Origin of the sequence: Eubacterium album (assembly GCF_025336545.1) — a bacterium.
GTDB lineage: Bacteria > Bacillota > Clostridia > Lachnospirales > Lachnospiraceae > Eubacterium_U > Eubacterium_U album.
The window spans coordinates 57997-69864 of sequence record NZ_JAODBU010000014.1 but is presented as its reverse complement, the minus strand read 5'-3'; the positions used below and the strand labels follow the sequence as shown (position 1 = coordinate 69864).

Here is an 11868-nt window from a genome sequence, read left to right as displayed (position 1 = left end):
AAGCCGGCGTGGCGGAACTGGCAGACGCGCAGGACTTAAAATCCTGTGGTAGCAATATCGTACCGGTTCGATTCCGGTCGCCGGCATAGACAAGCAACTTAGGTTGCTTGTTTTTTTATATAGAAAATTAAAGTAAAGAAATGTATGGGTGGTTATATGAATAATAAATGGTTAAGTATAATTCTCTTTTCCGGGATATTTAGTTTAATAGGTTTTATATTTTTTCTAATAGGGCTATTAATGTTTAGGCACATAAATAAAAAAGAAAAAAGATGTATTTTAAAAACATATGGTATTGTAAAGGACGTTGTTAAACATAAAAGTTATAATAGTGATAGTGTTAAAGGTTCAGGTTATTATCCTGTATTTGAATATCATGTAGGTGATGTTACAATTACAAAAGAATCAGCTTATGGTAGTGGTAAACCAAGATATAAAAAAGGGCAGAACGTGGAAATATATTATAATCCACAAAAATGTAGTGAATATTATATAAAAGATGATAAGTTACCCCATATTTTAGCAAAAGTGTTTACCATAGTCGGAGCATTTTTAATAGGTATTGCTTTAGTATCTACAGTTTTAATATTTATACTTTACAAGTAAATTATTTAATGTGCCATAGAAAGATGATATAAAACATAAGGTTATATGAATTAAATTAAGATATTAAAAATTAGGTTGGCACGCAGATAAATTAGTAAAAATGATTCATAGAGTACGCAGATAAATAGCAGATAAATACATAGATAAATTAAAAAATGTGTTGACAGTAAAATATTGTTACGCTATACTATTTTAGTATGGCGTGTAATGCGTAGGTTTAATGCTCAGCCATTAGCCCCGGTGAAGCATTTAACATATATTTATTTAATAAGAATGAAGAATATTTCAGGAGGTAAACCAATGAAAACATATATGGCAAGTCCATCAACAATTGAAAGAAAATGGTATGTAGTTGATGCTACAGGATATACATTAGGTCGTTTATCATCAGAAATCGCTAAAGTATTAAGAGGTAAGAACAAACCACAGTTCACACCACACATTGATACTGGTGATTATGTAATAGTTATAAATGCAGAAAAGATTGCAGTAACAGGTAAGAAATTAGAACAGAAGATGTACTACCATCATTCAGATTATGTAGGAGGAATGAAGGAAGTTACTCTTAAGGAAAAATTAGAAAAGAAACCTGAAACAGTTATTGAACTCGCAGTTAAAGGCATGCTTCCAAAGGGACCTTTAGGAAGAGAAATGTACAAAAAACTTTATGTTTACGCTGGAAATGAGCATCCACATGCAGCTCAGAAGCCAGAAGTATTAACATTTTAGTGACTGAAAGGAGGAAATAAACAATGGCAGTAGAAAAGTATTATGGAACAGGTAGAAGAAAGAGCAGTGTTGCTAGAGTATATTTAATGCCTGGTAAAGGAAATATCACAATCAACAAGAGAAGTATCGATGAATACTTCGGTTTAGATACATTAAAAGTTATCGTACGTCAGCCATTAAACGCTATTGATGCTTTAGATAAGTTTGACGTAATCGTAAGTGTACACGGTGGTGGATACACAGGACAGGCTGGTGCCATCAGACACGGTATCTCAAGAGCTTTATTAGAAGTTGATTCAGATGCTTACAGACCAATTCTTAAGAAAGCTGGATTCTTAACAAGAGATCCAAGAATGAAAGAAAGAAAGAAACCAGGTCTCAAAGCAGCTCGTAGAGCACCACAGTTCTCAAAGAGATAGTCAATTTTACAATCAAGAACGCCTCAGGGCGTTTCAGAAAAGTATATTACACCTCAGGACTTTGTCCTGGGGTGTTTTTTATGATAACTGTGGTATTATATAAAATATAATGTTAAAAGAGATTATTTGATAGTAGTGATTTAAATGAAAGATTATGCAATGCTTACTAATTATGGAAAGTATACAATTTTTGAATTTAATAACCAAAGAATTTGTTTTATCACTTCTGACAAATTGGAAAGATATACGAAAGTAGTTGAGTGGGATAACGGATATCTGGTTGTGATGGCAAAGTACAGAGTATACCGGTATATATAACGATTAGAAAGAACTTTACCTGTGCATAATAAGAAAATGAAGAAATAGACTAAAATCTAATAGTTAAGAAAACGAAAGGGGATATGGGTAAAAAATGCGAGAAAATTAATGGGGATTTGACCGTAATTTTGGTTTACATGAATGGGGATTTGCGTTATACTTGTGGTGGAAAGGTGGATTTATGCATGGATAAACCAGTTTTTAAAAGAAAAATATACGATGAAATATATGAGTGGAAAGAGAACAGAAGCGATAAATACGCACTCTTGATAAAGGGGGCAAGACGAGTCGGTAAATCAACTATTGCAGAGGAATTTGCAAAAAAAGAGTTTAAATCATATATTCTCATTGACTTTGCTCATACAAGTAAGGCAATTATTGACCTATTTGATGACACGTATGATCTGGATTTTTTCTTTTTGCAATTGCAGCAGTTAATGGGAATCAGGTTATATGAGAAAGAGTCGGTAATTATTTTTGATGAAGTTCAGTTATTTCCAAAGGCTAGACAGGCAATTAAATATCTCGTTGCGGATGGAAGATATAAGTATATTGAAACAGGCTCTTTATTATCAATAAAAAAGAATACAAAGGATATTTTGATTCCAAGCGAAGAACATAAAATATCTATGTTTCCTATGGATTTTGAGGAGTTCTTATGGGCAATAGGAGATGAGGTATCAGCGGAAACAATAAGGCATCTTATAAAGAACAAAAAGCCTGCTGGGAATGCAATGCATAGAAACCTGATGCGGATATTCAGATTGTATATGCTTGTTGGTGGAATGCCACAGGCCATAGAAACGTATATAGAGAAAAATAATTTGCAATTGGTTGATGAAACTAAAAGAGAAATTGTAGACTTATATGAAGAAGATTTTGTAAAGATAGATGGAACCGGTCTTGCTGGAGATATTTATGATGCCATACCTGCTAATCTTAGTGGTAATGCATCAAGATATATTCTGTCAAGTGCAAGAGAGGGGGTTCGCTCTGAGAAGGTAAGAGAGCTGATTCCTGATATGCTCAGTTCGTACACTGTAAATATTGCATATCATGCTAATAATCCTGATGTGGGAATGGCATTGGAAAAGGATGCAGGACGATATAAATTGTTTAATTCTGATGTCGGTCTATTTATAACTTTGGCATTTAAGGATAAAAAATATACGGAGAATATTATTTATAATAAGTTACTTTCGGATAAACTGGATGTAAATTTAGGATATGTCTATGAAAATGTTGTGGCACAGATGCTAATAGCAAAAGGTAATAATTTATTTTATTACACGATGGAAAGTAAAACTTCAAATCATTTGTATGAGATTGATTTTTTAACTTCGGTTAAAGATAAGATATGTCCATTAGAGGTGAAATCCGGCAATTATAGAACACATAAATCACTTGATGTATTTTGCAACAAGTTTAGTAATCGTATATGCAACAAATATGTTGTCCATACAAAGGATTACAAATGGGAAAACGGAATTTATTATATCCCGGTGTATATGGTACCGTTTTTATAAAGAGTTTTATTTTTTGTAGAAACGTATTAATTTCTATTTGTCTTACTGAAACAATACAGAAAAAAGTATATACTCATCAAGTAGCAAGTGGTTAAAGCCGTAGAGTAATAAGCAGTTCTGGAAATGTGTGTGTAGTGTTACGCATACAACAGATATGTAACACTTCCAGACACAAATCCCCAATCTAAGGGCTTTTCACGCTCTACAAACGCTCTCAAATAGATAATCAATTTTACAATCAAGAACGCCTCAAGGTGTTTCAGAAAAGTATATTACACCTTAGGACTTTGTCCTAGGGTGTTTTTATTTGATAGTTGTGTTAATGATATAGTATAATGATTTTTAGGCAAGTATGAGATAATAATAAAAATTATACAAACTTTGTAGTTATTAGGTGTATTATTAGAAAGAACCAATTATTAAAAAATTAGTAAATAGCATTTACAAATATAATGTAGTAGAGGTGTAATTATGACACAAAAAGAACAGGTTTATTTAGCAATGGAGAGAAATGGTGGGTATGCAACATTTCAACAATTAAATAGAATTGTAGACACTTCTGACTGGAGAACAAAAACACCTGATGCTACAATTCGAAGAATCGTTCAGGATAATACGGAGTTTTTTAGATTAAAACCAGGATTGTGGGCATTGACAAGTTGTAAAGAAAATGTTTTGCAACGTTTTGAAATTCAACAAGAAAATGCAACTTCCATATGTAATCTATTTAATAATTTTTAATATAAGATAGTATTGTAGAGAAAGAGATGTATTGCAGAATGTATAGAAATGAAATTGAGGTGGCAACATCAGAGGTAGTAACAAAGTTTAAGGCTAGGACAAATGAAAAGTTTCATTATATTGATGGAATGAGCGCAGAAGAAATTGAGAATGTTGTATCAGATTATATTCAGGAAAAAATTAATAAAAATAGTCTGGATGTGAATATCGTTAGTGTTACAATCTATGGAAGCCGTTGTAAAGGAATAGAAAATAGTAACTCAGATTTGGATGTGATTTTAGAGTACATAGGGAGTATACGAGAAGACACTTTGTTTAATATTCTTAATGAATCTAAAATGAAGATTGGTAATATTGAAGTAGATATTAATCCTATTACAGAAAATAAAACTGGAAGATTGGATGAATATTTGTTATTAGCGGATGCTTATATTAAAGAGCAAAAGTGAAAATATGTATGCCTAGTATTGCGTGGATTATACGTCATAGAAAGACATGTTAAGCAGATTGAATGAAATAATAAAGAAGGAAAATTATTTAAAAGGATTACAATTTAATATTTTTAATAGTATAAAGTTATTTATAAAAAGATGTCTGAGAACAAGGAAGTATATCATCATTACTAAGCAATCAGTTAAAATGGTATATATCAAATACCAGACATTTTTTGTTTGCAGATTTTAATATTTGTAAAATAATTTAACCCATTCAACTCAAAATAAAATTTCAACTAAAGTTTATTATCTTAAAAACACAATAAAAATCTGATTATCCGCTAAAACACAGTATCTATCAGCATTTTCAAGAAAACAAACACATCAATTTACTACTTATTTACTACTAAAGAATGAGCCTTGATACGCAAGTTTTCTTAGATATGCAAAGATATGGTACAGCACATCCGTATTGAAACAACAAAAAATTGAATATTTCATAGACTATGGAACGCCTAAAATGACGTTCCTTTTCTATTTCCAGCCGTTCTTATTGGACGGCTATTTTATTACCTAAAATGAAAGGAGCATTAGATTTATGAAAAAGACATGGAAACGATTGTGTACGGGCTTCTTAGCTCTTGCAACTGTCGTTACTGCTTTACCGACTACACCCGTCCATGCAGAAAGTAAGCAATACTGGACGGAAAGTGCAGAGCGTGTCGGTATCATTGAAAAAGTAATGAATGACGGTTCTATCGGTTCGACATTCAATGAGGGTTATATGAAAGTCGAGGGCGAAACTGCCTATTGTATCGACATCAATACAGATTTTAAGAATGGCTACAAGACCAGAGCTGACGCAAGCTCACGCATGAGTGCCGACCAGATTTCAGATGTGGCGTTATCCTTAGAGTATGTCAAACAGTATGGCGAAACTCACAAGGAATTGAACTACAAGCAAGTCTATCTGTTGGAACAATGTGTGGTCTGGCAGAGATTGAGCGTACATCTTGGCTGGCAATGCGACAACGTGCGAGCTTCTTATGATGAAATTCCAAAAGCTACGCAGGACGAAGTTTTCTCTGGTGCAAAAGCCTTTGTTAAAGAAAACAAAGGACGCTATGAATGTGGCGGTTATATCTACTCTGGCGAGGGGCAGGAATTGGGGCAATTCTGGGCGAAATTAAATGTCGGAAATGCGAAACTGCAAAAGACTTCCAGTAATACCAGTATTACAGACGGTAACGGGAATTACTCTGTCGCTGGTGCGACCTATGGTGTCTTTTCTGATAAGGACTGCACGAAACAGCTTGCCACCCTTACGACTGATGAAAACGGAAATACAGATGTTGTAGAGGTAAAGGCTGGCACAGTTTATATCAAGGAACTTTCTGCACCAGCAGGATATAAAGTAGATAAAACTGTATATTCCTTAAAGGTTGAAGCTGGAAAGACAGCGACCTTGAAAGTATCAGATATACCAAAAGTAACGGACACTTTGATTGAGCTTTTCAAGATTGATATGGAAACACAGAAAGACAATCCGCAGGGGAACGCTTCTCTAGCAGGTGCGGAATTTACATGGAAGTATTATGCTGGCTTCTATAACAAAGACAATCTCCCTGCCGAAGCTACTCGTACATGGGTTACAAAGACAATCGCCGAAACAGACAGCGACGGGACAACCCATTACATCACAAAATTAGGGGACGCTTACAAGGTATCTGGCGACAGTTTCTATATGCAGGACGGCAAAGCGGTTCTTCCTTTAGGAACACTAACCGTTGAGGAAACAAAAGCTCCAAACGGTTACTTGCTTGATGGTGCATATATGCAGGCTGGCGATAAGTCCGAACAGATTAAGGGCTTATATGTAACACAGATTACCGAGGACGGCGACCTTGCCGTATTATCTGGAAGTAACCAGTTTTCCGTATCAGATAAGATTATCCGTGGCGGTGTGAAAATTCAGAAACGAGATTTAGAAACGGGCGATACGAAGCCACAAGGAAGTGCCACTTTGAAAGATACTGCCTTTGACATCATTTCCTTAAATGATAATTCTGTTTTGGTTGAGGGCAAGCTATACAAGAAAAATGAAGTGGTAAAAACAATCCATACAGACCTTGAGGGTGTCGCTTCTACTTCTTCTGACCTTTTACCTTATGGAAACTTCCGTATCGTTGAAAGTGAAGCTCCCGACGGTTACTTAACTGACGGTGTAAAACCGATTGATTTTACAATCACAGAAAATGGAAAAATCGTGGACTTAACCGACGAATCTCATTCTATCTACAATCAGATTAAGCGTGGGGATATTGAGGGCGTAAAAATCGGTGCAGGCACACACAAGCGTCTTGCTGATGTTCCGTTTCGGATCACAAGCAAGACGACGGGAGAAAGTCATGTTGTAGTAACTGATGATAACGGGCAATTCTCCACTTCTGCTGACTGGGCTTCTCATAAGCACAATACCAACGCAGGCAAGACCAGCGAGGACGGTGTGTGGTTTGGAACTTCTGAACCAGACGACAGCAAGGGTGCATTGCCTTATGATACTTACATCATTGAAGAAATGAAATGCGACAGCAACAAAGGTTTTAAACTTATCCCACCTTTTGAAATCGTGGTATCAAGAAATAACCTTGTGATTGATTTAGGGACTTTGACTGATGAATACGAAAAAGAAATCTCTATCCATACCACAGCGACCAGCAAGGACGGCGAAAAGACAATCCTTGCAGGAAAAGAGGTTACAATCGTTGATACTGTCAAATTAGACGGACTTACCAAAGGCACAAAATATCAGCTCAAAGGCTGGCAGATGTTAAAGGAAGAAAACGCCGAGCTTGTCATTGACGGGAAACGTGTAGAAAACGATTATACCTTTATCGCTGATGATGAAGAAATGAAAGTGGAAATTTCTTATACATTCAATGCGTCTGCTTTAGGTGGCAAGAACCTTGTTACCTTTGAAGAATTGTATGATTTGAGCAATCCAAAAGAACCTGTAAAAGTTGCGGAACACAAAGACATTGAGGACGACGGGCAGACGGTACTTATTACAGAACGTATCATCAAAATTCATACGACTGCTACGGATAAGGACGGCAACAAAGAACTTGAAGCTGGAAAAGAGGTAACAATCATTGATACCGTAACCTTAGAGGGCTTAGAAGTCGGTACACAGTACAAACTTGTAGGCTGGCAGATGTTGAAAGAAGAAAATGCAGAGCTTCTTATCGACGGAAAACGTGTGGAAAGTGATTATACATTTACCGCTGACAGCGAAACTATGAAAGTGGAAGTTGCCTTTACCTTTGACGCTACTTCTCTTGATGGCAAACAGCTTGTAACTTTTGAAGAATTGTACGATTTAAGCAATCCAGACGAGCCGAAGAAAGTTACCGAGCATAAAGACATTGAGGACGAGGGACAGACGATTACCTTTAAGGAAAAACCAGAAGTCCCAGAAGAACCAGAGAAACCCGAAACACCGCCGACACCAGAGAAGCCACACCGACCTAGCGACAGTCCCAAAACGGGCGATAACACAAACCTTTACGGACTGCTTGCACTTCTTTTAACTTCTGGTGCTGGGCTGGCAGGTATCTTCTTCTACAAACGCCGTAAAATGAAGAAATCATAAGGCGGTAACGGTATGAGGAAAGAAAAATCACGCTCTCCGCCGAAGCTGTCAAACGGCAGACTTCCGCTTATTCTGGCTTGTCTGCTACTTACCTGCAAGAACACGGATAGTCAAGGGTGCGTAAGCATTGATTTTACCCTTTACTATCGGTGGGATTGCTGGTACTTCCCAAACCGCCAGAATAAGAAATCACAATCAATTTATCAAAAATAGAAAGAAACGAGGTAAAACAATATGGAAATGAAATATGTCGTGCCAGATATGGCACAGTCTTTTGGAACTCTTGAATTTGCAGGCGAAAGTGAGCCAGTCTTTGAAAGAGATAAAAATAACCGCAGGGTCTTAGCCAGACGAAGCTATAACCTTTATTCTGACGTACAAAAAGGCGAAAATGTTGTGGTGGAAATTCCCGTGCAGGCTGGCGAAAAGAAGTTCAAGTATGAACAGAAAGTAAAACTTGTCAATCCGAAGTTATACGGCAGAGGTTACGCAATCGGGGATATGGGACATACCGATTATGTGTTAGTTGCTGATGATATTGTAGCAGTTGAAGAAAAGTAAAGGAGTGAAGAATTTATGAGATTATCAAACGGGTTTGTTATTGACAAAGAGAAAACATTTGGAGAATTAAAATTTACAGCGGTGCGTGATGTGTTCTTACAGAATGAGGACGGGACACCGAGTACCCAGCTTAAAAAGCGTATCTATGATTTGAAGTGCAGTCTGCATGGTGGAATTATCCCCGTGTCCGTACCGCCAGAAGTACCGTTAAGGGAATTTCCGTACAATGCAGTTGTGGAGCTTGTCAATCCCGTAGCCGATACGGTATCAAGAAAGACTTATACGGGTGCAGATGTGGACTGGTATGTAAAGGCAGAGGATATTGTATTGAAGAATAAAGGCAACCAGAACGCAGGCAGTCCACAGAACCCTACAACGCAGGGACAGCCGAAGAAATAAAAGTGATGTATTTGTCTTAATTTTGATTGACCAATTTTGATTGACACAAACAATGCGGAGTGATATATTTATCTCATAAAGATACAAAAACATCTCATTTGAAAGGAGAGATAAATATGTCAAAGAAACAAATTAAAAAAATTATTTTTATGGGGGTAGGGTGTGCTTTATTGCTTATTGTTGGTACAATCTACTCCCTATTATACAATAATGGACGCTGGGTCAAAAATATGGATATGTCGGAATATGTATTTTCTTACAAGGATATTCCTATGTTAGTAATTGGAGCTTTAATAGCACTATATGCTATCTATATAGTAATTATCTGCTTTAAAAATGTCTTTTCAAAAAACAGCAGGGAAAAACGATATTCAAGAACAATTTCTCCTTACTGGGGATTTTGTGGAATGTTTGGTTTTCTGGGGTTTGGCGGATTTTGGACATACTATAAATTTGGAGAAATATTTCCTTTTGCTTTTTTCATATTTTTTGGTTTTTTCAGTTTTTTCTTTGAAGGTAAACTTTCTCATATCTTAGAAGATGAGCTTTTTCAAGAAAATAAACGTAAGGCACAATTAGAAGCTTACAAGATAGGTTTTAAACTATTATTTGTAGTTATCTGGCTTATGGCAATAGGTATGTTTTCCCGTAATGTTGAGTGGTGTGCAATGTTTATGCTGATTTCTGTTTCACTTATCTATGCTCTTGTTCTTTTTCTTAGCAACTATTTATTATATCGTTATGAAAAAAGGGAATAAATTATGGAAGCAAAGTTTGTATGTAATTTAAAAAAATATCGTGTAGCACAAGAATTAACACAAGAACAACTCGCTGACATTGTAGGTGTTCGTCGTGAAACTATTATGAGATTAGAAAAAGCACAATATAATCCGTCACTTAAATTGGCAATAGATATTTCAAGAGCTGTAAAAGCTCCGATAGAAGATATATTTATTTTTGAATAAAGACAGTTTAAAGCAGTTAGTCTTAGGATTGACTGCTTTTTTCGTACACAGAAAGGAGAGATTGTTTTATGCGTAAGATTTGGAATAAAGGACACCGTATCAGAGCCAGCGACAAGCACCTTGTTTACCACTTTTCCATAGGAACGCTTCTGTTTGTATTCGTGGCGGTTCTCCTGCTACTGAATAGTAAACAGCTCATGCGTACCGATTGGGAGCATTTCAGCTTGTTAGAGAACGGCTTGACGCTTTGCCCTTACAACTTCATAACTATACTGATAGCGACTGGTGTTTGTGCATTGGTCGCTTTTGGGTATTACCGCTTCTGTTACGACAGTTTCAAGAAGCTCCTGCACCGTCAAAAGCTGGCAAGAATGGTACTGGAAAACAAGTGGTATGAAGCCGATACCGTACAAGACAGCGGTTTTTTTACTGACCTGCAAAGCAGATCAAGGGAAAAAATCGTCTGGTTTCCAAAGATTTATTATCAAATGGAAAAAGGCTTGCTTCATATCCGCTGTGAAATCACGCTGGGAAAATATCAAGACCAGCTTTTACGGTTAGAGGATAAGCTGGAAAGTGGCTTGTATTGCGAGCTGACTGACAAGACCCTGCATGACGGCTATATTGAATATACCCTGCTTTATGATATGATAGCGAACCGCATTACCATTGATGAAGTACGGGCAGAAAATGGCTGTCTTAGACTGATGAAAAATCTTGTCTGGGAATATGACGCACTCCCTCACGCTCTGATTGCTGGTGGGACTGGTGGCGGTAAAACCTATTTTCTGCTGACGCTCATTGAAGCCTTACTGCATACAAACGCTGTCCTTTACATTTTAGACCCAAAGAACAGCGACCTTGCGGACTTGGGAACAGTCATGCCAAACGTCTACCATACTAAAGAAGAAATGATAGATTGCGTCAATGCCTTTTATGAGGGCATGGTACGACGAAGCGAGGAAATGAAACGACACCCGAACTATAAGACGGGCGAAAACTACGCCTATCTTGGACTGCCTCCCTGCTTTCTTATCTTTGATGAATATGTGGCATTTTTTGAAATGCTGGGGACGAAAGAAAGCGTGGGCTTACTTAGCCAGTTAAAGAAAATCGTTATGTTAGGACGACAAGCAGGTTATTTCCTTATCGTTGCCTGCCAGCGTCCAGACGCAAAGTATTTCTCGGACGGTATCAGAGATAACTTCAATTTCCGTGTGGGACTTGGGCGTATCAGCGAATTAGGTTACGGTATGCTGTTCGGTTCAGATGTGAAAAAGCAATTTTTCCAGAAGCGTATCAAGGGGCGTGGCTATTGTGATGTGGGAACAAGTGTTATCAGTGAATTTTACACGCCTTTAGTCCCGAAAGGACATGATTTTTTACAGACTATCTGCTCTCTTGCACAAGCAAGGAAGGACGGGACGGCGACGTGCGAAGCGAAAGGCGACGGCACGGACTAGCCGTTGCTGGTGTGGCGTAAGCCACGCCAGCAGGTAAAACCCCTCGGTATCTAAC

Annotated in this window: 13 protein-coding genes and 1 tRNA gene; all 14 read left to right on the top strand. The window is 37.1% G+C overall.

Going from position 1 to position 11868, the window contains the following annotated elements:
* Positions 1–2: 2 nt before the first annotated feature.
* The 14 genes from N5B56_RS12890 to N5B56_RS12825 all read left to right on the top strand — a co-directional run bounded on the left by N5B56_RS12890 (position 3) and on the right by N5B56_RS12825 (position 11813).
* A tRNA-Leu gene (locus N5B56_RS12890) sits at positions 3–86 on the top strand.
* A 70-nt stretch (positions 87–156) separates the two neighbouring features.
* The gene (locus N5B56_RS12885) at positions 157–606 is read left to right on the top strand and encodes a DUF3592 domain-containing protein (RefSeq protein WP_260979131.1); all 450 of its coding nucleotides are present in this window, start codon (positions 157–159) and stop codon (positions 604–606) included.
* Between the two features lie 300 nt (positions 607–906).
* Positions 907–1335: a 50S ribosomal protein L13 gene (gene rplM, locus N5B56_RS12880; RefSeq protein ID WP_022088248.1), complete on the top strand. Its 429-nt coding sequence runs from the start codon at positions 907–909 to the stop codon at positions 1333–1335.
* A 23-nt stretch (positions 1336–1358) separates the two neighbouring features.
* The gene (gene rpsI, locus N5B56_RS12875) at positions 1359–1754 is read left to right on the top strand and encodes a 30S ribosomal protein S9 (protein ID WP_022088247.1); all 396 of its coding nucleotides are present in this window, start codon (positions 1359–1361) and stop codon (positions 1752–1754) included.
* 144 nt (positions 1755–1898) lie between these two features.
* Complete coding sequence (locus N5B56_RS12870) at positions 1899–2072, top strand: DUF7724 family protein (protein ID WP_158574541.1); 174 nt, start codon at positions 1899–1901, stop codon at positions 2070–2072.
* Positions 2073–2257: 185 nt separating this feature from the next.
* A complete protein-coding gene (locus N5B56_RS12865; protein WP_260979130.1) occupies positions 2258–3598 on the top strand; it encodes an ATP-binding protein in 1341 nt (446 codons plus the stop codon).
* A gap of 471 nt (positions 3599–4069) precedes the next feature.
* Complete coding sequence (locus N5B56_RS12860) at positions 4070–4339, top strand: winged helix-turn-helix domain-containing protein (RefSeq protein ID WP_260979129.1); 270 nt, start codon at positions 4070–4072, stop codon at positions 4337–4339.
* A gap of 38 nt (positions 4340–4377) precedes the next feature.
* Positions 4378–4788, top strand: coding sequence for a hypothetical protein (locus N5B56_RS12855; RefSeq protein ID WP_260979128.1), 411 nt, complete (start codon positions 4378–4380; stop codon positions 4786–4788).
* Positions 4789–5371: 583 nt separating this feature from the next.
* Positions 5372–8425 carry an SrtB-anchored collagen-binding adhesin gene (locus tag N5B56_RS12850; protein ID WP_008787610.1) on the top strand — a complete coding sequence of 1018 codons (3054 nt, stop codon included), beginning with the start codon at positions 5372–5374 and terminating at the stop codon, positions 8423–8425.
* Between the two features lie 234 nt (positions 8426–8659).
* Complete coding sequence (locus N5B56_RS12845; protein WP_005339720.1) at positions 8660–8986, top strand: YdcP family protein; 327 nt, start codon at positions 8660–8662, stop codon at positions 8984–8986.
* A gap of 15 nt (positions 8987–9001) precedes the next feature.
* Positions 9002–9385 (top strand): YdcP family protein, encoded by a 384-nt coding sequence (locus N5B56_RS12840; protein ID WP_008787611.1) that lies wholly within the window; start codon positions 9002–9004, stop codon positions 9383–9385.
* A 116-nt stretch (positions 9386–9501) separates the two neighbouring features.
* Complete coding sequence (locus N5B56_RS12835; RefSeq protein ID WP_017143883.1) at positions 9502–10143, top strand: DUF2178 domain-containing protein; 642 nt, start codon at positions 9502–9504, stop codon at positions 10141–10143.
* A 3-nt stretch (positions 10144–10146) separates the two neighbouring features.
* Positions 10147–10350, top strand: coding sequence for a helix-turn-helix transcriptional regulator (locus N5B56_RS12830; RefSeq protein ID WP_008787613.1), 204 nt, complete (start codon positions 10147–10149; stop codon positions 10348–10350).
* A gap of 68 nt (positions 10351–10418) precedes the next feature.
* Positions 10419–11813, top strand: coding sequence for an FtsK/SpoIIIE domain-containing protein (locus tag N5B56_RS12825; RefSeq protein ID WP_008787614.1), 1395 nt, complete (start codon positions 10419–10421; stop codon positions 11811–11813).
* Positions 11814–11868: the final 55 nt, after the last annotated feature.

Bases quoted from the DNA above. Each gene is read 5' to 3' on its own strand.
- N5B56_RS12840 (WP_008787611.1), top strand. From the start codon at position 9,002: ATGAGATTATCAAACGGGTTTGTTATTGACAAAGAGAAAACATTTGGA.
- N5B56_RS12885 (WP_260979131.1), top strand. From the start codon at position 157: ATGAATAATAAATGGTTAAGTATAATTCTCTTTTCCGGGATATTTAGT.
- rpsI (WP_022088247.1), top strand. From the start codon at position 1,359: ATGGCAGTAGAAAAGTATTATGGAACAGGTAGAAGAAAGAGCAGTGTT.
- N5B56_RS12855 (WP_260979128.1), top strand. From the start codon at position 4,378: ATGTATAGAAATGAAATTGAGGTGGCAACATCAGAGGTAGTAACAAAG.
- N5B56_RS12860 (WP_260979129.1), top strand. From the start codon at position 4,070: ATGACACAAAAAGAACAGGTTTATTTAGCAATGGAGAGAAATGGTGGG.
- N5B56_RS12850 (WP_008787610.1), top strand. From the start codon at position 5,372: ATGAAAAAGACATGGAAACGATTGTGTACGGGCTTCTTAGCTCTTGCA.
- N5B56_RS12830 (WP_008787613.1), top strand. From the start codon at position 10,147: ATGGAAGCAAAGTTTGTATGTAATTTAAAAAAATATCGTGTAGCACAA.
- N5B56_RS12825 (WP_008787614.1), top strand. From the start codon at position 10,419: ATGCGTAAGATTTGGAATAAAGGACACCGTATCAGAGCCAGCGACAAG.
- rplM (WP_022088248.1), top strand. From the start codon at position 907: ATGAAAACATATATGGCAAGTCCATCAACAATTGAAAGAAAATGGTAT.
- N5B56_RS12865 (WP_260979130.1), top strand. From the start codon at position 2,258: ATGGATAAACCAGTTTTTAAAAGAAAAATATACGATGAAATATATGAG.
- N5B56_RS12845 (WP_005339720.1), top strand. From the start codon at position 8,660: ATGGAAATGAAATATGTCGTGCCAGATATGGCACAGTCTTTTGGAACT.
- N5B56_RS12835 (WP_017143883.1), top strand. From the start codon at position 9,502: ATGTCAAAGAAACAAATTAAAAAAATTATTTTTATGGGGGTAGGGTGT.
- N5B56_RS12870 (WP_158574541.1), top strand. From the start codon at position 1,899: ATGAAAGATTATGCAATGCTTACTAATTATGGAAAGTATACAATTTTT.